This window comes from Streptomyces sp. NPDC012474 (genome assembly GCF_042955185.1).
GTDB classification, from domain to species: Bacteria; Actinomycetota; Actinomycetes; order Streptomycetales; family Streptomycetaceae; genus Streptomyces; species Streptomyces cahuitamycinicus.
On record NZ_JBIBEP010000026.1, the window covers coordinates 47,938 to 73,272 of the forward strand.

The window sequence follows — 25,335 nt, forward strand, 5'->3', positions numbered from 1 at the left end:
TCACTCCCCGGAGAGCAGCGCGACCGGGTCGAGGGTCTCGTCGCCCTTCGACCAGTTGCAGGGGCACAGCTCGTCCGTCTGGAGCGCGTCCAGGACCCGGAGGACCTCCTTCGGGTTACGGCCGACCGAACCCGCGGTCACCATCGAGAACTGGATCTCGTTGTTCTGGTCCACGATGAACACCGCGCGCTTGGCGAAGCCGTCCTCGCCCTCGATGCCGAGGTCGCGCATCAGCTCGTGCCTGGAGTCGGCCATCATCGGGAACGGCAGGTCACGCAGGTCGTCGTGGTCCTTGCGCCAGGCGTGGTGGACGAACTCGGAGTCACCGGAGAAGCCGAGGACCTGCGCGTCGCGGTCCGCGAACTCCTCGTTCAGCTTGCCGAAGGCGGCGATCTCGGTCGGGCACACGAAGGTGAAGTCCTTGGGCCACGCGAAGATGACCTTCCACTGACCCTCGTAGGTCTTGTGGTTGATCTGCTGGAACTCCTTGCCCTGCTCCAGCGAGACGCAGGCGGTCAGGTCGAACTCGGGGAACTTGTCACCGACGGTGAGCACACACACTCCTTGCAGCGAAGAAACACCCGGATTGCGGGGGTTTCCCATGGGTTGGACTGTGTTGATGTTGGCACAGGCTCGATTGATTACGGAAATAGCTACACTCGGTCGAGTTGATCGGAGGTAGTTATCAGTGACTGTCGGTAATAAGCGCAGGCAGCCCAGCCTCGCCCAGCTCCGCGCCTTCGCGGCGGTGGCCGAGCACCTTCATTTCCGGGACGCGGCCGCGGCGATCGGCATGAGCCAGCCCGCCCTCTCGGGCGCCGTATCGGCCCTGGAGGAAACACTCGGAGTGACGCTCCTCGAGCGTACGACGCGCAAGGTGCTGCTCTCACCCGAGGGTGAACGGATCGCCGTACGGGCCAAGGCGGTCCTGGGGGAGGTGGGTGCCCTCATGGAGGAGGCCGAGGCGGTCCGGGCGCCCTTCACCGGGGTGCTGCGGCTCGGGGTGATCCCGACGGTCGCGCCCTATCTGCTGCCGACCGTCCTGCGGCTCGTCCACGAGCGGTACCCGCACCTCGACCTCCAGGTGCACGAGGAGCAGACCGCCAACCTGCTCGACGGCCTGGCCGGCGGCCGGCTCGACCTCTTGCTGCTCGCCGTTCCCCTGGGCGTACCGGGCGTGACCGAACTGCCGCTGTTCGACGAGGACTTCGTACTCGTCACCCCGCTCGACCACTGGCTCGGCGGCCGGGAGGGCATCCCGCGTCAGGCACTGCGCGAGCTGAACCTGCTGCTGCTGGACGAGGGCCACTGCCTGCGCGACCAGGCCCTGGACATCTGCCGGGAGGCCGGCCGCGACGACGTGCCGGTCACCACGACCGCCGCGGGCCTGTCCACCCTGGTGCAGCTCGTCGCGGGCGGGCTCGGCGTCACCCTGCTGCCGCGCACCGCACTCAAGGTCGAGACCTCCCGCAGCAACCAGCTCCTCACCGGGTACTTCGCCGACCCGGCCCCCACCCGCCGGGTCGCGCTGGCGATGCGGGCGGGGGCCGCGCGCGGCGGGGAGTACGAGGAGCTGGCGGCCGCCCTGCGGCAGGCGCTCCGGCCGCTGCCCGTACGGGTCGTCGACCGGAACGCCTGACCTGACGACCCGTGCGGACCTACTCCGTCCGCAGCCCGTCCGGCCGCGTCAGCTTCAGCAGCGGCGGCAGGCTCAGCAGCGTCACCACGAGGACGACACCCGCGCCGATGCCGGTCATCGACAGCACGCTCGGCCAGTCCACCCCGACCGAGGTGTTCGTCATCCGCAGCAGGACCGCGCCCAGGGCCATGCCCACCGTCGCGGCGAGCAGCAGGCCGAGACCGATGGGGATCGCCGTCTGCCACAGCACCGACAGGCCGAGGGTGCGGCGCCGGGTGCCGAAGGCGACCAGGGACGACAGCAGCTTGCGGCGTTCTCGCAACTGCTCCAGCTGCGAGACCAGCAGGCTCGCCCCGATCAGCGCCAGCACACACGCGGCTCCGACGGACAGGCCGGTGCGGATGGCGGCGTAGCGGTCGTCGCTCTCGATGCTGTGCCAGGTCATCGGCTGGGACGTCGGGTCGAGCCGCGCGGCCGTGTTGCGCACGTGGTCGTAGGCGTCCGGCACCGAGGGGTCCACGCTCAGGAAGAGCCGCGTGGAGATGAGCGTCTTGAGCTTCCCGGGCAGCGCGCCGGGGGTGACCAGGAGTCCGCCGCGCTCGTACCCGGTGGGGTCCTCGCGGGACTCGGCCTGCCGGATGCCCCGCGGAACGGTCCAGGAGACCGTACGGTCGCCGGCGCGGCCGGATTCCTCCGATTCGGCCCACAGGGGCGTGCCGGGCACGGCCAGGCGCTCGCTGTCGCTCTCGTACTCCGAGCCCTTGGCCGCGAACACGTCACCGTCGCGGCAGTCGGGGAGCGTTGCGACTTCACGCAGCGACACGCAGTCGGCCACGGTGATCTGGATGAGGGCGTCCGCCTCGCGCCGGTCGCCGAGATGGAAATCCGACAGGGTGGTGACCTTGCGTACGCCCTCGGTGTCGCGGTACTGCGCGGCGACCGGGGCGGCGTCGCTGCCGTCCGGCACGTCCACGCTCATCTGGGCCCGGGAGACGTCGTACTGGGACGCCCTGGTGTAGTTGCCCTCCACCCCGGCGAACAGCATCTGCAGCGCGATCGCCCCGGCCACCGCCACCGCGATGCCGTTGACCATGCGAGCCGCCACACCGCTGCTCAACTGGAGCCTGCGTACGGCCAGTTGCCAGGCGACCCCGCCCGGACCGAGCCGGGCGACGACCGTCTCCACGACCCAGGGCAGCAGCGCCGTGACACCGATCAGGAGCAGCATCACGCCGCCGACGACCAGGTACTGGTTGAAGTTCCCGCCGTCGTCGCCCTGCCCCATCATCGGATAGAGCAGCGCCAGTCCGCCCAGCGGCAGCAGCAGCCGCCACCACAGCCGGCGCCGCGCGGGCCTGGCCGTGCGCACCACGCCGAGGGGCTCGATGACCACGCTCCGCAGAGCGAGGATCGTCACCAGGACCGCGGCCGCAGGCACCGCCAGTGCGACCAGCACGGCCAGCAGGGGAGAGGGGTTCAGATAGCTCGGGAACACGCTGACGCGGAACACCTCGACGGACGCCGCCAGTTGCCGTCCGAGGAGGAAGAACCCGGTGCCGAGGACGAGCCCCAGCACGGAACCGGCGAGCGCCTCCCCGGCGGCGATCCGCCGGGTCATCCGGCTGTCGGAGCCGACCAGCCGCAGCGCCGCCAGCCTGCGGTCGCGCCGCTCACCGCCGAACCGTACGGCGGCGGCGATGAACACGGCGACCGGCATCAGCAGCACCACGAAGACGACCAGGACCAGCAGGAGCAGCACCGGGTCCCAGGGGTCGGACGACCCCAGGTCGTCGTTGCCGAAGTGGTCGATCCGGGCGCCGCTCGCGGCGCCGTCCAGCAGCTTCGCCAGCCCCTTGCCGCCCGCGAAGTAGGCGAGTTCCTGCGAGCCGACGAGCCCCAGCTCGCCGATGGTGCCGGAGACGCGGTAGTCCAGCCGTTCCCGCAGCAGCTTGCCGTCGTCGGAGTCGAGCAGCTCCTTCAGCGCGGGGGAGACGACCATCTCGCCCACCGCCGGGAACTCCGGGACGCCAGGCGGCAGCGGGGCCTTCGGGCCGTCCGGCTCCAGCAGCCTGCCACGCACGTCCCGGTCCCGGAACGTGGTGTCCGCGTCCACGACCACCAGCGTGTCGTCGGCCTTCGGTATCTTCTCCTGGCTGAACGTGTGGTCGCTGCGCGCCTCCTCGCGCCGGTCCCGTTCCGCCAGCGCGCCCGGGATGGCGGTGGTGAGCAGCAGCAGCGCCACTCCGAGCCCGACGCCGACGGCCGTGAGCAGCGCCCGGGTCCACCCCTCGCGGCCGCCGGCGAAGGCGAACCGGATCCCCATGCCAAGGTCCCGGCTCCACTGCCTGACGCTCATACGACGCGCTCCATGTCACGGGACTTGCCGTCCCGTACGACGATCTCGCGGTCGGAGTAGGCGGCCACCCGCGCCTCGTGGGTGACGAGCACCACCGCCGTGTTGGCCGACCGGGCGGCTTCCGTGAGCAGTTCCATCACGCGCTCGCCGTTGAACGAGTCGAGCGCGCCGGTCGGTTCGTCGGCGAAGACCACCCGCGGGTTCGTCACCAGCGAGCGGGCCACGGCGACCCGCTGCCCCTGACCGCCGGAGACCTCGCCGGGCCGCTTCTTGCGGAGGTCGTCGACCTCCAGCCGTTCCATCCACGCCAGCGCCGTCCGCTCGGCCTCCTTGCGGGGCGAGCCGTTCAGCCGCAGCGGCAGCGCGACGTTCTCCACGCAGGTGAGTTCCGGTACGAGCTGCCCGAACTGGAACACGAAGCCGAACTCGGAGCGTCGCAGCGCACTGCGCTCGGCGTCGCTCATCGCGGTCACCTCGCGCCCGTTGTACGTGATCGTGCCCGAGTCCGGCATGACGATCCCGGCCAGGCAGTGCAGCAGGGTCGACTTGCCCGACCCGGACGGGCCCATCACGGCGACGACCTCGCCCGGATGGATGGAGAACCCCGCGCCGTCGAGGGCGGTCGTCGGCCCGTACACCTTGCGCAGGTCCTGGGCGGTGAGGAGCGAACCAGCGGGAATCGTCACCGGGTCACCGCCTCACGGAGCTTGTCCAGACGGGCCGCGGCCAGCTCCAGCCAGCGCAGGTCCGCCTCCAGGTGGAACAGCGCGTGGTCGCAGATGAGCTGGTCGGCCAGATCGCCCTTGCGCTTGCGGTCGGTGAGGATCCGCATGCTGCGCAGGTGCTCCGAGCGCTGGTTGTCGAGGATGTCACCGGCGTCGCGGTGGGTGAGCAGGGCCAGGACGACCTTCGTGTAGAGGGTCGACTGGAGGTAGGGCTCCGGCTTCTCGGGTGTGGCGAGCCAGCGCGCGACGTCGGTGACGCCGGCCTCGGTGATGGCGTACCGCTTGCGCTCGGGTCCGCCGCCCGCCTCGATGCCGTCGACCTCGACGAGCCCGTGCTTCAGCAGACGGGACATCGTCGAGTAGACCTGGCCGTAGTGCAGTGGCCGGTCGTGACCGAACTTCTCGTCGAAGGCCCGTTTCAGGTCGTAACCATGACGTGGGCCGGACTCCAGGAGTCCCAGGAGAGTGTGACCGATGGACATGGGCAGGACTGTACACGGGGTGTATACGCGGCATGTATACGCCGCGTGTGCAGTGCATGGCGTGGGGTGCGGCCGTGCAGGTCGGAGCGTGTTGTCACGGTTCCGCAACAGCCGTCCGGCCGGGTGTTCAGGCCGGCGGAGGGCCGGGGGTGGAGCCCCCCGGCGGCCGCCCCCGGCGGGGCAGTGGCCCGGTCTCCCGCGGCAGCCGCCCCGCCTCGGCCAGCGCCTTCCGCAACAGGAACTCGATCTGCGCGTTGGCCGACCGCAGCTCGTCCCCGGCCCACCGCGCGAGCGCCTCGTACACCGCCGGGTCCAGCCGCAGCAGCACCTGCTTGCGCTGCTGCTGCGGCCGGCGCCGCGGGCCCTGGCCTTCGGGAGGGACCGTCACTGGTAGAGGGACCCGGTGTTGAGGACCGGCTGCGCGGCCCGGTCACCGCACAGCACCACCATCAGGTTGGAGACCATCGCCGCCTTCCGTTCGGAGTCCAGCTCCACGATGTCGCGCTCGGTGATCCGGGCGATCGCCGCCTCCACCATGCCCACCGCGCCGTCCACGATCTGCCGCCGTGCCGCGACCACCGCTCCGGCCTGCTGCCGCTGGAGCATCGCCGAGGCGATCTCGGGGGCGTACGCCAGGTGCGTGAAGCGGGACTCGATGATCTGCACGCCGGCCGCCTCCACGCGGGCGTGCAGCTCGACCGCGAGCTTCTCGGTGATCTCCTCGGCGTTGCCGCGCAGCGAGAGGCCGTCCTCCTCGTGGGCGTCGTAGGGGTACTCGATGGCGATGTGCCGGACGGCCGCCTCGGTCTGGGTGGAGACGAACTCGATGTAGTCGTCGACCTCGAAGGTGGCCTGGGCGGTGTCCTCGACGCGCCACACCACGACCGCGGCGAGTTCGATGGGGTTGCCGTAGGCGTCGTTGACCTTCAGGACGGCGGTCTCGTGGTTGCGTACGCGCGTCGAGATCTTCGTGCGGGAGGTGAAGGGGTTCACCCAGCGCAGGCCGTCCTGCCGGATCGTGCCGCGGTAGCGGCCGAAGAGCTGGACGACCCGGGCCTCGCCCGGCGCCACCATGTTCAGGCCGCACATGGCGAGGAACGCCGCGAGCGCGACCAGGATGCCGCCGATGATCAGCCCCGCCTTGGCGCCGCTCGCGTCCACCGAAGGGGCGAGCGCGATCAGCCCCGCGCCGGCCAGCAGGCCGAGCAGGCCGAGCAGCAGGGCCAGCCCGCCGCCGATGCTGTGCGCGCTGAACTCCCGTACGCGTGGCGCCGGCATCTCGGGCACATCGGCGGTGACGTGCGTGTCGTGTGCGGACATGGGTGGTCCCCCGGTTCTTCTGTCGAAGCCACTCCTGCATAGCTTCTCTCTATCTAAGTGATATCACTTTATCGCGTCCTGGCAACCCTTCGCGTGTCTCGTACGTCGGTTCCGTTGGGATGGGTGCTGATTGTCACGTCCGCAAAGGGCCGGATCGGCAGCCCTATCTCTTATCTCCCGGTGTTAGCTTTCTGAGCTGACCTGAGCGGCGAACCTGTGTGACGCGTGAGCACACATGAACGAAGCGGAGCGGATCGGACCCATGGGACGAGCGGAAGAGAGACGCGCCCGACAGCGCGGTGGGCGCCGGGCGGCACCCAAGAGCCGCCGTTCATCGGCCAAGGCCGGGAAGAGCGGCATACGCAGGCTCTTCACCTGGAAGAAGATCCTCGGCACCTTCCTCGGCCTGTGCCTGCTGGGCATGGGCGCCTTCATCGTGCTGTACATGGTGATCGACATCCCGAAGGGGAACGCCGACGCCAAGCTGCAGAGCAACGTCTACAAGTACAGCGACGGCTCGCTGCTGGCCCGCGCGGGTGACCGCAACCGCGAGATCGTGGGCCTGGCCGAGGTGTCCAAGCCCGTCCAGAGGACCTTCGTCGCCGCCGAGAACAAGACCTTCTACAAGGACGCCGGTGTCGACCTCAAGGGCACGGCCCGCGGCCTGCTCAACACCGTTTCCGGCAAGGGCGCGCAGGGCGGCTCCACGATCACCCAGCAGTACGTCAAGAACTTCTACCTGACGCAGGACCAGACCGTCTCGCGCAAGCTGAAGGAACTGGTCATCTCGCTCAAGCTGGACCGGGAGAAGTCCAAGGACTACATCCTCGCCGGCTACATCAACACCAGCTACTACGGCCGTGGCGCCTACGGCATCCAAGCCGCCGCGCAGGCCTACTACCGCGTGGACGCCAAGAACCTGACGGTCGAGCAGGGCGCCTACCTCGCCGCGCTCCTCCAGGCGCCGAACCAGTACGACTGGGCGATCGCCACCGACACCGGCAGGAACCTGGTGAAGGCCAGGTGGAACTACGTCCTGGACAACATGGTCGACGAAGGCTGGCTGGACCAGTCCGAGCGTCAGGCCATGAAGTTCCCGGTGCCCAAGGAGCCGAAGGCCGACCCGAGCATGGGAGGGCAGACCGGGTACCTGGTGAAGGCCGCCAACGCCGCTCTTGAGCAGCAGCTCGTGGCCGAGGGCACCGCCGAAGACGCGAAGCAGGCCGAGGCCATGGTCAACCAGGGCGGCTGGACCGTCACGCTCAACATCGACAAGAAGAAGCAGGCCGCGCTGGAGAAATCCGTCCGGCAGCATCTGACCAGCAAGCTCGACCCCGACAAGCGCAAGGTCGACGGGGACGTCCAGGCCGGTGCCGCGTCCGTGAACCCGAAGACGGGCGCCGTGGTCGCCATGTACGGCGGAGTGGACTACTTCAAGCACTACATGAACAACGCCACCCGTTCCGACTACCAGCCGGCCTCCACCTTCAAGCCGGTCATCCTGGCCGCGGCCCTGGAGGAGCAGGCGAAGACGCAGGACGGCAAGCCGATCACCGCGAGCACGGTCTACGACGGCACGAGCAAGCGCCCGGTCGTCGACAGCGGCAGCAAGGTCGGCTTCGCCCCCGAGAACGAGGACGACAAGAACTACGGCCCGATCACCGTCCAGCGGGCGATGAACCAGTCCGTCAACTCCGTCTTCGCGCAGATGGGCGTCGACGTCGGCATGTCCGAGGTGGTGGACGTCGCCGGCAAGCTCGGCATGGACACCAAGAACATGGAGGCCGTGCCCGCCCAGACGCTGGGCAGCATGGGCGCGAGCCCCCTGCAGATGGCCGGGGTCTACGCGACCCTCGACAACCACGGCAGGAAGGTCACCCCGGCCCTCGTGAAGTCGGCCGAGCACCTGAACCGGACGGTCACCATGCCCGACCCGGTCGGCGACCAGGTCATCAGCCGGGAGGCCGCCGACTCGGTCACCTCGGTGCTGACCGGCGTGGTCGACGACGGAACCGCCCAGCGTTCCGTGGCCGACAACCCCGGCCGCGACGGCCAGCAGGTCGCGGGCAAGACGGGCACGTCCGACAACAACAAGTCGGCCTGGTTCACCGGCTACACGCCGAACCTGGTGACCTCGGTCGGCCTGTTCGGCGAGGACGCCAAGACTCAGGCCCAGGTCCCGATGTACAAGGCGGGCGGCGAGCCCCGGATCAACGGCGGCGGGTTCCCGGCGCAGATCTGGGCGGCGTACACCTTCGGCGTGATGGGCGACGTCAGCAAGTTCGACCTGGAGACCCAGCAGGGCGCGGCCGTCCAGCCGACCTGGACGCCGACGCCCACGCAGGAGCCGACCAAGGAGCCCACGAAGGAGCCGACGACCGAGGAGCCGTCGTCGTCCCCGCCGCCGACGACGGAGGAGCCCTCGACCTCTCCGCCGCCGAGTCCGTCGACGACACCGCCCACCTTCACCCCGCCCACGGCCCCGCAGACGACACCGCCGGACGACGGCGGCGGTGACCCGTTCGACCCGGTCAAGCCGGGCGAGGACCCGTAGGAGACGCCGAAGGGCGCCCGGTGGACACCGGGCGCCCTTCGCTCGTCCCCACGGGCCTCAGTTGCGGTTGAGCTCGAACCAGACCACCTTGCCCGTGCTGAGCCGGGTCGCGCCCCACCGCCGGGCCATCCGGTTCACCAGGTACAGCCCGCGGCCGCCCTCGTCGGTGGCCCGGGCCTGGCGCAGCCGCGGCAGCTGCGGCACGTCGTCGCCGACCTCGCAGCGCAGCACGTCCGTGCGCAGCAGACGCAGCGTCACCGGCCGGGAGGCGTACCGCACGGCGTTCGTCACGACCTCGCTGACGAGCAGCTCGACGGAGTCGCTGAGCTCCTCCAGGCCCCAGCGCTGCAGCGCGCGGCGGGCCAGCCGGCGGGCCCGGCCGGGGGCGGCGTCCTCCGGCTCCAGGAACCAGTACGCCACGTCACTGGGCGCGATCCCGTCGAAGCGGGCGGCGAGCAGCGCGATGTCGTCGTCCCGGTCGCCCGGGCCGAGCATGTCGAGCACCTCGTCGCACAGCGCTTCCAGGGGCGGCGGATGGTCCGGCCCGGTGAGCTGCGCGACCGCGGCGAGCTTCTCCCGCAGCTGCTCGATGCCGGTCCACACATCGCGCAGCCGCGACTCGACCAGGCCGTCGGTGTAGAGCAGCAGGGTCGCCCCGGCGGGCGCGTCCAGCTCCACCGCCTCGAAGTCCACGCCGCCGACCCCGATGGGGGCACCGGCCGGGACGCGCAGCACCTCGGCACGGCCGCCCAGGTGGAGCAGGACGGGCGGCGGATGACCGGCGTTGGCGATGGTGATGCGGTGCGATACCGGGTCGTACACCGCGTAGAGACAGGTCGCCATGCGGTCCACGCCGAGGCGCTGGGCCTGTTCGTCGAGGTGGTGCAGGACCTCCTGCGGCGGCAGGTCCAGGCCGGCGAGGGTCTGGGCCGTGGTGCGCAGCTGGCCCATGATGGCGGCCGATGTCATGGAGTGGCCCATGACGTCGCCGACGACCAGGGCGACCCGGCTGCCGGGCAGTGGGATCGCGTCGTACCAGTCGCCGCCCACCCGGGCCGTCTCCGCGGCCGGCAGGTAGCGGGAGGCCAGCCGCACACCCGTCGGGCGGGGGAGCGTCTCGGGCAGCATGGTGCGCTGCAGCTCGTCCGCGATGTAGGCCTCGCGGCCGTACAGCACCGCCTTGTCGATGCCGAGGGCGCTGTGCGTGGCGAGCTGGGCGGCCACCAGGAGGTCGTCCGGCTCGAACGCCATGCGCTCGGGCCTGCGCAGGAACAGCGCCGCACCGATGACCCGGCGCCGGCCGCGCAGCGGGGCGAGGATCGCGCGCTGCCCGTCCGGCACGCCGAACTCGCCGTCTTCACCGAGCAGTTCCGGCAGGGCGGCGCGGGCCGCCGGAGCGTCCGTGAACACCGGGCGCACACCGCGCAGGACCTCGGCCAGCGCGCTGCCGGGCCGCACCTCGCACAGCTCCGCGCCGACCGTGTCCAGCTCGTTCGGCTCGGGCTGCGCGGCCGGCAGGAAGCCGTTCTCCGTGTCGCGCTCCGCCGGTATCCGGTCGGTGCGGCGCAGCCGCAGCACCAGCGGGCCGGTGGGCCGCTCGTCGCCGACGGGCAGCGGGTCGCGCAGATAGACCAGGATCGCGTCGGAGAAGGTGGGCACGGTGGCCCGGCACAGCCCCATCACGATCTCGTCCAGGTCGATGCCGCGGGCGATCCGCCGGGTGGCGGCCCCCACGAACCTGAGCCGGTCGCCGTCCCGCCGCATGGGCGTGGGCCGGCCGGGCGGCAGGCTCTGGCCGCTGCGCCGTTCCTGCCCGTCGCTGTCCACCGCCGACCGGCCCTGTTCGTCGGCCGGCTGGACCGGAATGCCCTCGGGGGCGGGGCGCGGCCGAGGCGTCTCGCGCTCGGCGGTCTGCTCGGCACCCGGCTGGGAGTGCTCGGAGGCGGGGTCGCTCACAATGTCCTTGCCCTTGCCGAACGGCGTGGAGGTGCCCGGCTCCGACGTGCCCGGCGTGCTGTGTGCCGTCGTGACCGGAACGCTGACGTCGCCGCCGGGGCGGCCCTGTACCGGTAAGGCGCCGGCGCCTGGCGCACGCGCCGGTGTCGGGGTATGCACGAACGCCCCGCGGGGATCCGCGGGGTCGACGCCCGTCTGGGGGCGTTCGAACGAGGTCGGCTGCTCCGTCACGCGTGTCGCATCCATCCGTCCGGGGCTGCGCGCCGCGCGCGCAGTTGGTCCCGCCGAAACTCCGATACCCGGAATACGTGCCCCAGGAACGGAATTCCCGCGTGGTCAGAGGTTGTTCCTGTGCCACCGGCGGACCGTCCGCGGCCCTCAAGGGCCGTCTGACGGCCCCTGGGGCCCGTGGCGCAGGCCCTTCCGGTGTTGCCCTCGTACCCCTCGCTCACGTCCTGCCGCCCCTCGGTGACGATCGGTCAAGCCCAGCGCGTGCTCCGGTAGTTGCCGCCGCGCGCCCTTGCGGAGGACGATCCTACGTTTCTTGCCCGGGGGCGCATCAAGGGTCTCATGAGGACACATGCGCGGGCGTACGATCCCAGTCCTCCGGCAGTGACGGTACCGCCCAGGACGGATCCGGGCGCCACTGCTGCCAGCCTTCCGAGAACGGCGGCCCCCAGGCGCGGATCACCTCCACCGCCTCCCGCCCCGCCTCTCGTACCTTTTCCGCCTGTTGGTCGCCCATCAGCCCGTCCCGCCGGGCCTGGGCGAACTCGTCCTCGTCCCGCCAGTGCCAACTTCGGTCGGGATGGACGGAGATGTCCAGGAAATGGTCGACCGAGTCGACGCCGCCCGCCCAACGGGCCAGCGGCTCCTCCAGGTTCACGTACCAGTTCTTGAACTGCCAGCCCGGCTCCCAGAACAGCCACACCGACCAGGGCTCGCCGGGCCGGGCCAGCTTCAGCACACCCGTGCCGAACCACCGGTCGCGCTGCACGGTGCGCGGCTTGGTGTAGCGCGACTCCAGCGGTTCCAGGTGCACGGGCGTGCCGTCGGCGAGCACGGGCTTCACACACTCGGTGCCGGGCGCCAGCCATACGGCGAGCAGGTCCGCGTCGTCCCGGACGACGGTGACGGGACGCGCGATGTGCACGTGCGTGCCGCCGTTCTCCCGGTACCGCCACAGGATCCGGCTCCCGGGCGCCCAGAAGCCTGCCGCACCACCCGTTTCGACGCGTCTCACCGCTTCACCGTCTGCCATGAACAGATATTAGGTGCCGTAGGCACCCGACGCTGCGGCGCGTGTCACGGTTCACGCGCCGGGCACACGCCCGCGTCCCGTCGTCACGGGTGTGTCATCCGCAGGACATCCAGTGCCTCGTCGAGCTGCTCCGCGGTCAGGTCCCCGCGCTCCACGTAGCCGCCGTCCTGCACGACCTGACGGATCGTCTTCCGCTCGGCCAGCGCCTTCTTGGCGACCTTCGCGGCCTCCTCGTAACCGATGTACTTGTTGAGCGGCGTGACGACGGAGGGGGAGGACTCGGCGTACTCCCGCGCCCGCTCGCGGTCGGCGGTGATGCCGTCCACGGTCCGGTCGGCGAGCAGCCGCGTCGCGTTGGCGAGCAGCCGGACCGACTCCAGCACGTTCTTCGCGATGACCGGCAGCATCACGTTGAGCTCGAAGTTCCCGGCGGCGCCGGCGGTCGCGACGGTGGCGTCGTTGCCGACGACCTGCGCGGCGACCATGAGCACGGCCTCCGGAATGACCGGATTCACCTTGCCCGGCATGATCGAGGAGCCGGGCTGGAGGTCGGGCAGGGCGATCTCGGCGAGGCCGGTGCGCGGCCCGGAGGACATCCAGCGCAGATCGTTGGCGATCTTCGTCAGCCCGACCGCGATGGTCCGCAGCTGCCCGCTGGTCTCGACGATGCCGTCCCGGGCGCCCTGCGCCTCGAAGTGGTTCCGGGCCTCGGTGAGAGGCAGCCCGGTGGTGCGGGCGACCTCCTCGATGACGGCGGCGGAGAAGCCGGGCGGGGTGTTGATGCCGGTACCGACGGCCGTGCCCCCCAGGGGCAGTTCGGCGAGCCGGGGGAGGGAGGCCTGAAGCCGCTCGATGCCGTACCGCACCTGGGCCGCGTACCCGCCGAACTCCTGGCCCAGCGTCACCGGCGTGGCGTCCATGAGGTGCGTCCGCCCCGACTTCACGACGTCGGCGAACTCCTCGGCCTTGCGCTCCAGGGAGGCGGCGAGGTGCTCCAGGGCGGGGACCAGATCGCGCGTCACGGCGGCGGTGGCGGCGATGTGGATCGAGGAGGGGAAGACGTCGTTGGACGACTGGGAGGCGTTCACGTGGTCGTTCGGGTGCACGGCGCTGCCCAGGCGCTCGCTCGCGAGGGTGGCGATGACCTCGTTGGTGTTCATGTTGGACGAGGTCCCGGACCCGGTCTGGAACACGTCGACCGGGAAGTGCGCGTCCCACTTGCCCTCGGCGACCTCCCCGGCCACCTCCTGGACCGCCCCGGCGATGTCCTTGTCCAGGACCCCCAGCTCGGCGTTGACCTTGGCCGCCGCCCCCTTGATGCGGGCCAGCGCCTCGATGTGCGCCCGCTCGATGCGCTGCCCGGAGACCGGGAAGTTCTCCACGGCCCGCTGGGTCTGGGCTCGCCACTTGGCGTGCGCGGGCACCCGCACCTCGCCCATGGAGTCGTGCTCGGTGCGGTACTCGGTCCTGTCCTGCTCGTCGGTCATCGACGATCACCTCCACGTGTCACAGCGTCAGCGCCGCGACCACTGTTCCCCGCGGAGGCGAATCGTCACCGCCGTTGTCAGGCGAGTCCGGGACCGCGTACCGGAATGGAGGTGAAGGTCGGGGCCGGCGCGGGGTCCTGGAAGAAGTCGTTGCCCTTGTCGTCGACGACGATGAAGGCCGGGAAGTCCTCGACCTCGATCTTCCAGACGGCCTCCATGCCGAGCTCCTCGTACTCGACGACCTCGACCTTCTTGATGCAGTCCTGCGCCAGACGCGCGGCCGGGCCGCCGATGGAGCCGAGGTAGAAGCCGCCGTGGGCGTCGCAGGCGGCCGTGACCTGCTTGCTGCGGTTGCCCTTGGCCAGCATCACCTTGGAGCCGCCCGCCGCCTGGAACTGCTCCACGTAGGAGTCCATCCGGCCGGCCGTGGTCGGGCCGAAGGAGCCGGACGCGTAGCCCTCGGGCGTCTTGGCCGGACCGGCGTAGTACACCGGGTGGTCCTTCAGGTACTGCGGCATCTCCTCGCCCGCGTCCAGCCGCTCCTTGATCTTGGCGTGCGCGATGTCGCGGGCCACGACCAGCGGGCCGGTCAGGGACAGCCGGGTCTTCACCGGGTGCTTGGTCAGCTCGGCGAGGATGGCGTCCATCGGCTGGTTCAGGTCGATCCTGACGACGTCGCTCTCGTCGAGGTGCTCGTCCGTCGTCTCCGGCAGGAACCGCGCCGGGTCCGTCTCCAGCTGCTCCAGGAAGACGCCCTCGGCCGTGATCTTCGCGACGGCCTGGCGGTCGGCGGAGCACGACACCGCGATGGCGACCGGGCAGGACGCGCCGTGCCGGGGCAGACGCACCACACGCACGTCGTGGCAGAAGTACTTGCCGCCGAACTGCGCCCCGATGCCGATCTTCTGCGTCAGCTCGAAGACCTTCTCCTCCAGCTCCTTGTCCCGGAAGCCGTGCCCGAGCTCCGAGCCCTCCGCCGGGATCTCGTCCAGGTAGTGCGCGGAGGCGTACTTGGCGGTCTTCAGCGCGTACTCGGCCGACGTACCGCCGACCACGATCGCCAGGTGGTACGGCGGGCAGGCCGCCGTACCCAGCGAACGGATCTTCTCCTCCAGGAACTTCATCATGGAGGACTCGTTCAGGACGGCCTTCGTCTCCTGGTACAGGAACGACTTGTTGGCCGAGCCGCCGCCCTTCGCCATGAACAGGAACTTGTAGGCGCCGCCGTCCGCCGCGTACAGCTCGATCTGCGCGGGGAGGTTGGAGCCGGTGTTCTTCTCCTCCCACATGGTGAGCGGAGCCATCTGCGAGTAGCGCAGGTTGAGGTTCCTGTACGCGTCGTAGATGCCGCGGCTCAGGGCCTCCTCGTCGCGGCCCGCCGTCAGCACGTTCTGCCCGCGCTTGCCCATCACGATAGCCGTGCCCGTGTCCTGGCACATCGGCAGCACACCGGCCGCCGCGATGTTCGCGTTCTTCAGCAGGTCCAGCGCGACGAACTTGTCGTTGCCGGAGGCCTCGGGGTCGTCGATGATCCGGCGCAGCTGTGCGAGGTGGGCCGGGCGCAGGTAGTGCTGGATGTCGTGGACGGCCTCCTCGGCGAGCTTGCGCAGCGCCTCCGGCTCCACCTGGAGAAAGGTCCGCCCGTCCGGCCCCTCGACGGTGGAGACACCCTCGGAGGTCACCAGCCGGTACGGCGTGGTGTCCTCTCCCTGGGGGAGCAGATCGGTGTACGCGAACTCAGGCATCTCGCCCATTCCTCACTCGACAGACGCGGCCCGCCTCCTTTGGCGGGCGCCAACCAGCGTAGAACCTGGCTCCCGCGCCGAGCTTGTGAGGTAAGGCTCAGTTCGTCCCACCCGGGCCGCTCTGCGGGGTGTCGCGATCTATCGTGTTTGGGTACGCTGCTGTCGTGGACCTTCAGAAGCAGGACCCTCAGCAGCCGGGCGCGCCCGCCGTCTCCGAGTTCCGCGCCTCCGACGCCGAGCGCGACCGTATCGCCGACATCCTGCACGACGCCCTGGCCGAAGGCCGTCTCACCGCGGATGAGCACGCCGAGCGCGTCGAAGGGGTGCTGCGCGCCAAGACGGTCGGCGAGCTGGAGGTCTTCATACGGGACCTGCCCGCGGCGCACCGCCAGGACCCCGTCTCCTCCCCGGCGCCCGCCCCGCACCGCCCCGTCGTCGGCGCCCTCCCGGTCGACCCGGACGACAACGTGGTCGCGGTCTTCAGTGGCGCGGTCCGCAAGGGCCGCTGGCGCGCGGGCCGCCGTATCCACGCCTACGCCGTCTTCGGCAGTGTGGAGATAGACCTCAGCGAGGCCCTGTTCGACCACCAGCAGGTCGTGGTCAAGTCGTTCGCGATCTTCGGCAGCGTCGAGATCCGCGTCCCGGAGAACGTGTCGCTGCGCGGCACGGGCAGCGGCGTACTCGGCAGCTTCGAGGTGGACACCCTCGACTCGGGCGACCCGCAGGCCCCCGTCGTCTACGTCGACGGCTGGGCCGTCCTGGGTAGCGTCGAGGCGCGGCCCAGGCGGGGCAAGGTCGTCGCGGACATCCTGGACCGGGTGCAGCGCAAGGTCGACAGGAGTTTGCGCAAACACCTCGGGCATTGACAGTCGCGAATCCCCCGAAACCGGCGGTTCGGAACTCAGTGCATAGGCGCGCGTACAGCGGGTAGGCCTTGCTGCATCGTCTCTCGCTCGCGAAGCCGTCGTCAGGAGTAGACCGTGCTGCAACCGCCGCATTCGTCCGTGCAGGTAGCTGCCGTTCCGGCCCCGCGGGTGCCAGCGCGAGACAGGGACCAGGACGCCCCATGGCACACCGAGGCGGTGTGCCGGCGTGACGAGGCGGGCCTGTTCTTCGCCCCCTCCAAGGAACCGACCGCCGCGAGACTGTCCCGGGAGGAAGCGGCGAAGCGGGTCTGCGCCCGGTGCCCGGTGATGGTCGAGTGCCGCGAACACGCCCTGCTCCAGCCCGAGCCCTACGGCGTCTGGGGCGGCCTCACCGCCGCGGAGCGCCGCGTGGTCCTGGCCCGGCGCCGCCGCCGTGACATGGAGCTGAAGAAGGCGGCCCGCCCGGCGAACCAGATAGCGGCGGCGGGCTGACCGCTCAGCACACGAAAAGGGCCTGCGCGGAGGGTCTACGCGACGGACCTGCGCAAAGGATCTACGCGACGGACCCGCGAAGAGGGTCTACGAAAATGGGCCGCCGAAAACGGGCCGACGAAAAGGGCGTCCCCACCGCACCGGGGACGCCCTGTCGCTGTGCCGGTCTTCTTCTTCCCGGGGCTACTTCCCCTTGTCGAAGTCGATCGCGCTGTAGGCCCGCAGCTTGCTCAGCCGGTGCTCGGAGGAGATCCGGCGGACCGTGCCCGACCGCGACCGCATCACGATCGAGTCGGTGGTGGCGTTCTCCGCCCGGTAGCGAACCCCCTGCAGCAGCTCCCCGTCGGTGATGCCCGTGGCCACGAAGAAGACGTTCTCCCCGGTGACGAGGTCCTCGGTCGTCAGCACCCGGTCGAGATCGTGCCCGGCGTCGATCGCCCGCTGCCGCTCCTCGTCGTCCTTGGGCCACAGCTTGCCCTGGATCGTGCCGCCCAGGCACTTCACCGCGCAGGCCGAGATGATGCCCTCGGGCGTACCGCCGATGCCGAGCAGCAGATCGACGCCCGTGCCCTCGCGCAGCGCCAGGATCGAGCCGGCCACGTCGCCGTCGGAGATCAGCTTGATGCGGGCCCCGGTCTCCCGGATCTCGTTGATGATGCCCTCGTGCCGCGGGCGGTCCAGGATCACCACCGTCACGTCCTCCGGCGCGGACCGCTTCGCCTTGGCGACCCGCCGGATGTTCACCGCCACCGGGGCGTTGATGTCGACGAAGTCGGCTGCCTCCGGCCCGGTGACGAGCTTGTCCATGTAGAAGACGGCGGACGGGTCGAACATGGACCCGCGCTCGGCGGCGGCCAGCACCGCGATCGCGTTCGTCATGCCCTTCGCGGTCAGCGTGGTGCCGTCGATCGGGTCGACGGCGATGTCGCACTCGGGCCCGGTCCCGTCGCCCACGCGCTCCCCGTTGAACAGCATGGGGGCTTCGTCCTTCTCGCCCTCGCCGATGACGACGACGCCGTTCATCGACACGGTGGAGACGAGGGTGCGCATGGCGCGTACCGCGGCGCCGTCGGCGCCGTTCTTGTCACCGCGTCCGACCCAGCGGCCCGCGGCCATCGCCGCGGCCTCGGTGACCCGGACCAGTTCCAGGGCGAGGTTGCGGTCGGGGGCCTCGGAGGGCACATCGAGTTCGGACGGCAAGTGATGATGCTCGGTCATCGGAGCGCACCTTTCTGTACGACGACGGCCGGATGAGGGCTTTGTCGCCCGACTCTATCGCCGAGGCCGCAAAATGAGCAGGGGCCCCCACGGATGAGCGCGGCAGGGACCTGCGACGATGGAGGGCGTGGCAGGCAAGAACGGCAAGCAGAAGACGGCACGGGACATGATCCTCTCCATGGGAGTCATCGTCCTGGTGGCGGGCTTCGTGTACCTCTTCATCCCGCACGACGACAGCGCGCCCGACGTCAAGGCCGTCGACTACCGGGTCGAACTGCTCACGGCACGCCGCGCCGCCTCCTACCCGGTGGCCGCGCCCCAGGGCCTGCCCGACACATGGAAGGCCACCTCCGTCCGCTTCCAGGGCGACGAGTTCGACGCCTGGCACCTCGGCTTCCACGACCCCGAGGGGGAGTACGTGGCGGTCGAGCAGTCCACTCAGCGGCGCCCCGCCTTCCTCGACGACGCGACCCAGGGCGCGCGCGAGACCGGGAAGACCGAGAAGATCGCCGGCGAGACGTGGACCCGTTACGAGGGCGGCCGGTACGACGCGCTGGTCCTGGAGGGCACCAAGGGCTCGACGACGGTCGTGACGGGCACCGCCTCGTTCGCGCAGCTGACGAAGATGGCCGAGGCGCTGCGGACGAAGTGAACGCGCATGAGGAAGGCCCCCGGCGATGGCGCCGGGGGCCTTCCTCATGGGGGCCGGAGGGCTCAGACCGTCGTGACGACCTGGTCGAACTCCAGGCGCGGGGAGCGCGGGTGATGGGCGTCCGGGCCGGGGCGGCCGATGTTGACCACCATCAGCGGGGTGTGGTCGTCGTCCAGGAACTCCTTGCGGATGCCCTCCAGGTCCGCACCCGTCATCGGACCGGCGGCCAGGCCTGCGGCACGGACGCCGACGATGAAGTACGCGGCCTGGAGGGCGGCGTTCAGCGCGGCGGCGTTCTCGCGGGCCGGGCGCTCGGCGAAGAAGAGGTCCTTGATCTGCGGGGCGGCCGGGAACAGGTGCGGCAGCTCCTCGTGGAACTCGTTGTCCGCGGAGAGGATCGCCACCAGCGGGGCGCTCGCCGTCTTGGCCCGGTTGCCTTCGGCCAGGTGCGCGACCAGGCGCTCGCGGGCCTCCGGGGAGCGGACCAGGGTGATGCGCAGCGGGGTCTGATTGAACGCGGTCGGACCGTACTTGACCAGGTCGTAGATCGCCTGCATCTGCTCGTCGGTCACCGGTTCGTCGGTGAAGGTTCCGGCGGTGCGGGCCTCGCGGAACAGGAGGTCCTGGGCGGCGGGGTCAAGGGCGAGCGGCATGGCTGCACTTTCTCGTGACGGGTCCGGAAGATCGGCTGACGTCGTCGACCGTACGCGATTGAAGTTCAACGTTCAACTAAGGTGAGGGTGTCGTGTGCCACGCCCAGCCGGACGGTCCCGGTCACCCGGCGTCCTCGTCCTCCACGGCCCCCTCCGCCAGCGCCGCGTCCAGCCGCGCCCGGGCTCCCTCCAGCCACCGCCGGCACACCTTGGCCAGCTCCTCGCCCCGCTCCCAGAGCGCGAGGGACTCCTCCAGCGTCGTACCGCCCGCCTCCAGGCGCCGGACGACCTCGATCAGCTCGTCCCGCGCCTGCTCGTACCCGAGCGCCTCGCTCGTGCCCGGCGTCTCATCAACCTCGCTGGTCATCCACCCACCCTATGTGTCCACTCGTACGGAGAACTCACCCTCACAGACCCGCGCGCGCAGGGCCTCGCCGGCCGTCACCTCGCCCGGGTCGCGGACCGCGTGCCCGTCCGCCTTCTGCAGCACGGCGTACCCGCGCTTGAGGGTCGCGGCAGGGGAGAGGGCCACCACGCGCGCGTGCGTGTGCGACAGCTCCGAGTCGGCGCGGTCCAGCTGGTGCCGCAGACAGCGGCGGGCCCGGTCGAGCAGGTCCGCCACCTGGTCGGCGCGCACATCGATCATCCGGTACGGGTCCTGTATCGACGGCCGGGCCAGCGCGTGCGCCAGCCCCCGCTCCTCCCGGTCCACCAGCGCCGCCACGCACCGCCGCGCCCGGTCCCGCAGCAGCCGCACCCGCTCGTACTCCTCGCCGACGTCCGGCACGACCTTCTTGGCGGCGTCGGTCGGGGTGGAGGCGCGGACATCGGCGACGTGGTCCAGCAGCGGATTGTCCGGTTCGTGCCCGATGGCGGACACCACGGGCGTACGGCACTGCGCGACCGTGCGGATCAGCTGCTCGTCCGAGAACGGCAGCAGGTCCTCCACGCTGCCGCCGCCCCGGGCGACGATGATCACATCCACGTCGCCGAGCGCGTCGAGCTCCTTCACGGCCTGCACGACCTGCGGCACGGCGTGCACGCCCTGCACGGCGACGTTGCGCACCTCGAAGCGGACGGCGGGCCAGCGGTGCCGCGCGTTCTCCAGGACGTCCCGCTCGGCGGCCGAGGCCCGTCCGCAGACCAGCCCGATCAGCTGCGGCAGGAACGGCAGCGGCTTCTTGCGCTCCAGTGCGAACAGCCCCTCCCGGGCGAGGGCCTTCTTCAGCTGCTCCAGGCGAGCGAGCAGCTCCCCCACCCCGACGGGCCGTATCTCGGCGGCCCGCAGCGACAGCTGCCCCCGCGGCGCGTACCACTCGGGCTTGGCGAGGACGACGACCCGGGCGCCCTCGCTCACCACGTCCGCTACGGCGTCGAACACCTGCCGGTAGCAGGTGACGCTCACCGAGATGTCGTACGACGGGTCCCGCAGCGTCAGGAACACCACACCGGCACCCGGCCGCCGCGACAACTGCGTGATCTGCCCCTCGACCCACACCGCCCCGAGCCGGTCGATCCAGCCCCCGATGAGCCGCGACACCTCGCCGACGGGCAGCGGGGCTTCCGGAGTCGTGTTCACAGCCATGTCCGCGAGGGTAGTGGCCACCGCCGACAACACCGCCCACCGCGGGCGCCGCCGGGCGTGCGCCATGCCGGTCCTCCCCGGGACTCCACCCGCACGCGATCTTCGACCGGCCGGACGCGGCCTTACGATGGGACGCATGTCTGCTTCGCCTGGCCGCCGTGTCCTGCTCGCCGCCCCCCGTGGCTACTGCGCGGGTGTGGACCGCGCCGTGATCGCCGTCGAGAAAGCCCTGGAGCAGTACGGCGCTCCGGTGTACGTCCGGCACGAGATCGTCCACAACAAGTACGTCGTGCAGACCCTGGAGAAGAAGGGCGCGATCTTCGTCGAGCAGACGGAGGAAGTGCCCCCGGGGAACATCGTCATGTTCTCCGCGCACGGCGTGGCCCCCGTCGTCCACGAGGAGGCCGAGCGCGGCAAGCTCGCCACCATCGACGCCACCTGCCCCCTGGTCACCAAGGTCCACAAGGAAGCCGTCCGCTTCGCGGACGAGGACTACGACATCCTGCTGATCGGCCACGAGGGCCACGAGGAGGTCATCGGCACCTCCGGTGAGGCCCCGGACCACATCCAGCTCGTCGACGGGCCGGGCGATGTGGCGAAGGTCGAGGTCCGTGACCCGTCCAAGGTCGTCTGGCTCTCCCAGACCACGCTGTCCGTCGACGAGACCATGGAGACCGTCGACGCCCTGAAGGACAAGTTCCCCCAGCTCATCTCCCCGCCCAGCGACGACATCTGCTACGCCACGCAGAACCGCCAGCTGGCCGTCAAGCAGATGGGCGCCGAGTCGGACCTGGTCATCGTGGTCGGCTCGCGCAACTCCTCCAACTCCAAGCGGCTCGTCGAGGTCGCCAAGATCGCGGGCGCCCGTGAGGCCTACCTCGTGGACTTCGCCGACGAGATCGACGAGGCCTGGCTGGAGGGCGTGGCCACGGTCGGCGTCACCTCGGGCGCCTCGGTCCCGGAGGTCCTGGTCGAGCAGGTCCTGGAATGGCTGTCGCAGCGCGGCTTCGAGGACGTCGAGATCGTCAAGGCGGCCGAGGAGTCCATCACGTTCTCCCTGCCCAAGGAGCTGCGCCGCGACCTGCGCGAGGAGGCCGCGGCCCTGACCGCCGAGCGCGGCGGCGCCGGGACCGGTGAACATTCCGGGGAGTGATCGGGGACAGGCCGGGCAGCCCCGCTGTCCGGCCTGTGACCGTGAGTCGTTCGTCGTAACGTAGGGCCATGCAGATCTTCGGAGTGGACATCGGCGGATCCGGGATCAAGGGTGCGCCGGTTGACCTGGACAAGGGTGACCTGGCGCAGGAGCGCCACAAGGTCCTCACCCCCCACCCGGCCACACCCGACGCGGTGGCCGACGGCGTCAGGCAGGTGGTCGGCCACTTCGGCTGGACGGGCCCTGTCGGGGTGACGTTCCCCGGCGTGGTCACCGACGGAGCCACGATCCGCACGGCGGCCAACGTCGACGACAGCTGGATCGACACCGACGCCCGCGCGCTGCTCGGCGAGCGCCTGGGCGGGCTGCCGGTGACGGTGGTCAACGACGCGGACGCGGCGGGTGTCGCCGAGATGCACTTCGGCGCCGGCCGCGACCGCCGGGGCACGGTGATCCTGCTGACCTTCGGCACGGGCATCGGCAGTGCCGTCTTCGTCGACGGCGTCCTCGTCCCCAACACCGAGCTGGGCCACCTGGAACTCGACGGGCACGACGCGGAGAAGCGGGCCTCCAGCAAGGCCCGTGAGGACCACGACATGACGTGGGAGCACTGGGCGGAGCACCGCGTGCGCACGTACCTCGCCCACGTCGAGATGCTGTTCTCGCCGGAGTTGTTCATCATCGGCGGCGGTGTCAGCCGCAAGTCCCACAAGTTCCTGCCCCACATCGAGGGCATCAAGGCCGAGATCGTCCCGGCGCAGCTGCAGAACAACGCGGGAATCGTGGGCGCGGCGATGCGGGCGGCCGGTCGCTGAGGCCTGTTCCTCCGGGTGTCACACCGGCGGCCGGGCCCCGGCCGTCCGCCGCCGGTGCACCAGCCTGATCCGCCGGACGATCACGATCAGCCCGGCGATCAGCGTCCCGCCGTACAGCCATCCGGCCTGCGTGGCGAGCGCCGTCACCAGGCCCATCAGGGTGGCGCCGGACCCGTCCTCCCCGTCCGCCACCGGCACCAGCCCCACGGCGAACGCGATCGGCACGACGATGGGCGCGGTCATCAGGTCCCCCCGGCGCACCCAGAGGGCGGTCAGCGCGCACACCGGCAGGAAGAGCACGCCGTACGCCGTCAGGGACGCCCCGAACAGCGCCGAGCAGAGCGCGCCCAGCAGGAACATCACCACCGCGCAGAACAGCCCGCTGCCCAGGCCGGTCAGCCGGGGGTTCGGCAGCCGGCCGGCGGTGGGTGCCGGTGCGGGGGCAGGCCGTCGCGCCGGCGCCGGGCGGCGCCGCGGCCCGGGCGGCCGGGCAGCGCGCACGGGCTCGCCCCCCGCTCCCCGTCCCGCCTGGGACGGCACGGGTTGCCGGGGCGGCGGCCCGGGCCGGTCCCGGCGCGGCCCGCCCTGTCGTGGTCCGGACTGTCGCGGTCCGTACTGAGGAGATCGCGTCCTGTATTGCTCCACCGCACCAACTTAGGTCGTTCAATATGCCGAACAGCCCTTCAGACACGCCGTCGGCCGCGGCTTGGCCAAGCGTTCGACTGTCCGCCCGGGCGGTTCCGGACACGCCGTAGACTGGTGGATCGGCCGGTCCCCTGGCCTCCTGGCCCTCCACTCACGGGAAGTCGCAACGTGTCGCTCACGATCGGAATCGTCGGTCTGCCGAATGTCGGCAAGTCGACCCTGTTCAACGCCCTGACCAAGAACGACGTGCTGGCGGCCAACTACCCGTTCGCCACGATCGAGCCCAACGTGGGCGTCGTCGGCGTGCCCGACCCCCGTCTGACGAAACTGGCGGAGATCTTCTCCTCGCAGCGGGTCCTTCCGGCCACGGTCGACTTCGTCGACATCGCCGGCATCGTCCGCGGCGCCTCCGAGGGGGAGGGCCTGGGCAACAAGTTCCTCGCGAACATCCGCGAGTCGGACGCGATCTGCCAGGTCATCCGCGCCTTCAAGGACGAGAACGTCGTGCACGTGGACGGCAAGGTCTCGCCGAAGGACGACATCGAGACGATCAACACCGAGCTGATCCTCGCGGACCTGCAGACCATCGAGAAGGTCCTGCCGCGCCTCCAGAAGGAGTCGCGCATCAAGAAGGACATCGCGCCCAAGGTCAAGGCCGTCGAGGAGGCCAAGGAGATCCTGGAGAAGGGCGACACGCTGTTCTCCGCGGGCATCGTCCAGGGCTCCGGCAACGAGGAGCTCCTGCACGACCTGCACCTGCTCACCACCAAGCCGTTCCTCTACGTCTTCAACGTCGACGAGGACGAGCTGACCGACGAGGACTTCAAGAACGAGCAGCGCGCGCTGGTCGCCCCCGCCGAGGCGATCTTCCTCAACGCCAAGCTGGAGGCGGACCTCGCCGAGCTCGACGAGGACGAGGCGCTGGAACTCCTCCAGTCCGTCGGCCAGGAGGAGCCGGGCCTGGCGACCCTGGCCCACGTCGGCTTCCGCACGCTGGGCCTCCAGACGTACCTGACCGCCGGCCCCAAGGAATCCCGAGCCTGGACGATCAAGAAGGGCGCGACGGCCCCCGAGGCGGCCGGCGTCATCCACACCGACTTCCAGAAGGGCTTCATCAAGGCGGAGGTCATCTCCTTCGACGACCTGGTGGAGACGGGCTCGGTGGCGGAGGCCCGCGCGAAGGGGAAGGCGCGGATGGAGGGCAAGGAGTACGTCATGCAGGACGGGGATGTGGTGGAGTTCCGGTTCAATGTCTAGCCGGTGACTTAGCATCACTTCGCTGATCTGGCAAACGTGCAGGTCAAATGGGGTCTGACTCTTCGGGGTCAGGCCCCTTGATTTTTACCGTGCTGGATAGGTGCTGGATTTTCTGACCTGTCGTCACCTGTCATTACCTCTGCTCATCCCTACCGTGCTGGATTCGTGCTGGATGCCGACGGAACGCGCGGGCGCCGCGGGCGTGCGTGCCGTGCGGCGGAGGTTGTAGCCCAGGCGGTCGGACCTCCAGCACACGTTCTTCACGTGATTACTGAGATCGAAATGTCGTATCGCGTCAGGTAGCGCGGCCGCCCGAGATCACCGGCAGTGCCGTGAGCTTCGCCTCGAAGGCGAGGTCGAAGTCCGGCATGCGGTGGCCTTGCGGCCGAGCACCTGCCCCCCCGCGGTGAGTAGCACAGGTCAAGAAGTCATGCCTGTACACGTCAATGTGATCTCCAACACCATTGACCGTCG

General features: G+C 70.5%; 23 protein-coding genes. 8 read left to right on the plus strand and 15 right to left on the minus strand.

Annotation, left to right across the window (positions count from 1 at the left end; all coding sequences use genetic code 11):
* Positions 1-555, minus strand: a complete 555-nt coding sequence (locus tag ACFY9S_RS37165; RefSeq protein ID WP_391137884.1) for a redoxin domain-containing protein — start codon at positions 553-555, stop codon at positions 1-3.
* A gap of 133 nt (positions 556-688) precedes the next feature.
* Here ACFY9S_RS37165 and ACFY9S_RS37170 point away from each other — a divergent pair, with 133 nt between their 5' ends.
* Positions 689-1,639, plus strand: coding sequence for a LysR substrate-binding domain-containing protein (locus tag ACFY9S_RS37170; RefSeq protein ID WP_391137887.1), 951 nt, complete (start codon positions 689-691; stop codon positions 1,637-1,639).
* Positions 1,640-1,658: 19 nt separating this feature from the next.
* Here the strand turns inward: ACFY9S_RS37170 and ACFY9S_RS37175 are convergent, their stop codons facing one another.
* From ACFY9S_RS37175 to ACFY9S_RS37195, 5 genes are all read right to left on the minus strand, one after another.
* Positions 1,659-3,995: an FtsX-like permease family protein gene (locus tag ACFY9S_RS37175; protein WP_391137890.1), complete on the minus strand. Its 2,337-nt coding sequence runs from the start codon at positions 3,993-3,995 to the stop codon at positions 1,659-1,661.
* A complete protein-coding gene (locus tag ACFY9S_RS37180) occupies positions 3,992-4,681 on the minus strand; it encodes an ATP-binding cassette domain-containing protein (RefSeq protein ID WP_391137893.1) in 690 nt (229 codons plus the stop codon). Before ACFY9S_RS37180 ends, ACFY9S_RS37175 begins: the two co-directional genes overlap by 4 nt.
* Positions 4,678-5,202: a helix-turn-helix transcriptional regulator gene (locus ACFY9S_RS37185; RefSeq protein ID WP_391137896.1), complete on the minus strand. Its 525-nt coding sequence runs from the start codon at positions 5,200-5,202 to the stop codon at positions 4,678-4,680. Before ACFY9S_RS37185 ends, ACFY9S_RS37180 begins: the two co-directional genes overlap by 4 nt.
* A 127-nt stretch (positions 5,203-5,329) precedes the next feature.
* A complete protein-coding gene (locus ACFY9S_RS37190) occupies positions 5,330-5,590 on the minus strand; it encodes a hypothetical protein (RefSeq protein WP_391137899.1) in 261 nt (86 codons plus the stop codon).
* The gene (locus ACFY9S_RS37195) at positions 5,587-6,522 is read right to left on the minus strand and encodes an SPFH domain-containing protein (RefSeq protein WP_102910534.1); all 936 of its coding nucleotides are present in this window, start codon (positions 6,520-6,522) and stop codon (positions 5,587-5,589) included. Before ACFY9S_RS37195 ends, ACFY9S_RS37190 begins: the two co-directional genes overlap by 4 nt.
* A gap of 262 nt (positions 6,523-6,784) precedes the next feature.
* Here ACFY9S_RS37195 and ACFY9S_RS37200 point away from each other — a divergent pair, with 262 nt between their 5' ends.
* Complete coding sequence (locus ACFY9S_RS37200; RefSeq protein WP_391137902.1) at positions 6,785-9,076, plus strand: transglycosylase domain-containing protein; 2,292 nt, start codon at positions 6,785-6,787, stop codon at positions 9,074-9,076.
* 57 nt (positions 9,077-9,133) lie between these two features.
* Here the strand turns inward: ACFY9S_RS37200 and ACFY9S_RS37205 are convergent, their stop codons facing one another.
* From ACFY9S_RS37205 to ACFY9S_RS37220, 4 genes are all read right to left on the minus strand, one after another.
* On the minus strand, positions 9,134-11,278 hold the full coding sequence (locus ACFY9S_RS37205; RefSeq protein ID WP_391137905.1) for a SpoIIE family protein phosphatase: 2,145 nt from the start codon (positions 11,276-11,278) through the stop codon (positions 9,134-9,136).
* Positions 11,279-11,600: 322 nt separating this feature from the next.
* Entirely contained in the window at positions 11,601-12,293 is a 693-nt protein-coding gene (locus ACFY9S_RS37210) for a DUF402 domain-containing protein (protein ID WP_391137908.1), read from the minus strand.
* 83 nt (positions 12,294-12,376) lie between these two features.
* A complete protein-coding gene (locus ACFY9S_RS37215) occupies positions 12,377-13,780 on the minus strand; it encodes an aspartate ammonia-lyase (protein WP_391137911.1) in 1,404 nt (467 codons plus the stop codon).
* A 77-nt stretch (positions 13,781-13,857) separates the two neighbouring features.
* A complete protein-coding gene (locus ACFY9S_RS37220) occupies positions 13,858-15,534 on the minus strand; it encodes a FumA C-terminus/TtdB family hydratase beta subunit (protein ID WP_391137914.1) in 1,677 nt (558 codons plus the stop codon).
* A 155-nt stretch (positions 15,535-15,689) separates the two neighbouring features.
* Here ACFY9S_RS37220 and ACFY9S_RS37225 point away from each other — a divergent pair, with 155 nt between their 5' ends.
* Together ACFY9S_RS37225 and ACFY9S_RS37230 are read left to right on the plus strand one after the other, a co-directional pair.
* Positions 15,690-16,391 carry a DUF1707 domain-containing protein gene (locus tag ACFY9S_RS37225; protein WP_391137917.1) on the plus strand — a complete coding sequence of 234 codons (702 nt, stop codon included), beginning with the start codon at positions 15,690-15,692 and terminating at the stop codon, positions 16,389-16,391.
* Positions 16,392-16,505: 114 nt separating this feature from the next.
* Complete coding sequence (locus ACFY9S_RS37230) at positions 16,506-16,883, plus strand: WhiB family transcriptional regulator (protein ID WP_079129121.1); 378 nt, start codon at positions 16,506-16,508, stop codon at positions 16,881-16,883.
* Between the two features lie 183 nt (positions 16,884-17,066).
* Here the strand turns inward: ACFY9S_RS37230 and glpX are convergent, their stop codons facing one another.
* Positions 17,067-18,101 (minus strand): class II fructose-bisphosphatase, encoded by a 1,035-nt coding sequence (gene glpX, locus ACFY9S_RS37235; RefSeq protein WP_102913992.1) that lies wholly within the window; start codon positions 18,099-18,101, stop codon positions 17,067-17,069.
* A 127-nt stretch (positions 18,102-18,228) separates the two neighbouring features.
* Between glpX and ACFY9S_RS37240 the strand changes: the two genes are divergently transcribed.
* Complete coding sequence (locus ACFY9S_RS37240; protein WP_102913993.1) at positions 18,229-18,753, plus strand: DUF4245 domain-containing protein; 525 nt, start codon at positions 18,229-18,231, stop codon at positions 18,751-18,753.
* A gap of 62 nt (positions 18,754-18,815) precedes the next feature.
* On the opposite strand, the gene ACFY9S_RS37245 is transcribed toward ACFY9S_RS37240, so the two are convergent.
* The 3 genes from ACFY9S_RS37245 to xseA all read right to left on the minus strand — a co-directional run bounded on the left by ACFY9S_RS37245 (position 18,816) and on the right by xseA (position 20,991).
* Positions 18,816-19,406 carry a malonic semialdehyde reductase gene (locus ACFY9S_RS37245; protein ID WP_391137922.1) on the minus strand — a complete coding sequence of 197 codons (591 nt, stop codon included), beginning with the start codon at positions 19,404-19,406 and terminating at the stop codon, positions 18,816-18,818.
* Positions 19,407-19,527: 121 nt separating this feature from the next.
* Positions 19,528-19,773, minus strand: a complete 246-nt coding sequence (locus ACFY9S_RS37250) for an exodeoxyribonuclease VII small subunit (RefSeq protein WP_391137924.1) — start codon at positions 19,771-19,773, stop codon at positions 19,528-19,530.
* Positions 19,774-19,782: 9 nt separating this feature from the next.
* Complete coding sequence (gene xseA, locus ACFY9S_RS37255; protein ID WP_391137927.1) at positions 19,783-20,991, minus strand: exodeoxyribonuclease VII large subunit; 1,209 nt, start codon at positions 20,989-20,991, stop codon at positions 19,783-19,785.
* A 127-nt stretch (positions 20,992-21,118) separates the two neighbouring features.
* Between xseA and ACFY9S_RS37260 the strand changes: the two genes are divergently transcribed.
* Positions 21,119-22,144, plus strand: a complete 1,026-nt coding sequence (locus ACFY9S_RS37260; protein WP_391137930.1) for a 4-hydroxy-3-methylbut-2-enyl diphosphate reductase — start codon at positions 21,119-21,121, stop codon at positions 22,142-22,144.
* Positions 22,145-22,212: 68 nt separating this feature from the next.
* The gene (gene ppgK / locus ACFY9S_RS37265) at positions 22,213-22,959 is read left to right on the plus strand and encodes a polyphosphate--glucose phosphotransferase (protein ID WP_391137933.1); all 747 of its coding nucleotides are present in this window, start codon (positions 22,213-22,215) and stop codon (positions 22,957-22,959) included.
* 18 nt (positions 22,960-22,977) lie between these two features.
* Here the strand turns inward: ppgK and ACFY9S_RS37270 are convergent, their stop codons facing one another.
* Positions 22,978-23,604, minus strand: a complete 627-nt coding sequence (locus ACFY9S_RS37270) for a DUF6542 domain-containing protein (protein ID WP_391137936.1) — start codon at positions 23,602-23,604, stop codon at positions 22,978-22,980.
* 168 nt (positions 23,605-23,772) lie between these two features.
* Here ACFY9S_RS37270 and ychF point away from each other — a divergent pair, with 168 nt between their 5' ends.
* On the plus strand, positions 23,773-24,861 hold the full coding sequence (ychF, locus tag ACFY9S_RS37275; protein WP_030842729.1) for a redox-regulated ATPase YchF: 1,089 nt from the start codon (positions 23,773-23,775) through the stop codon (positions 24,859-24,861).
* The last annotated feature ends 474 nt before the right edge of the window (positions 24,862-25,335 follow it).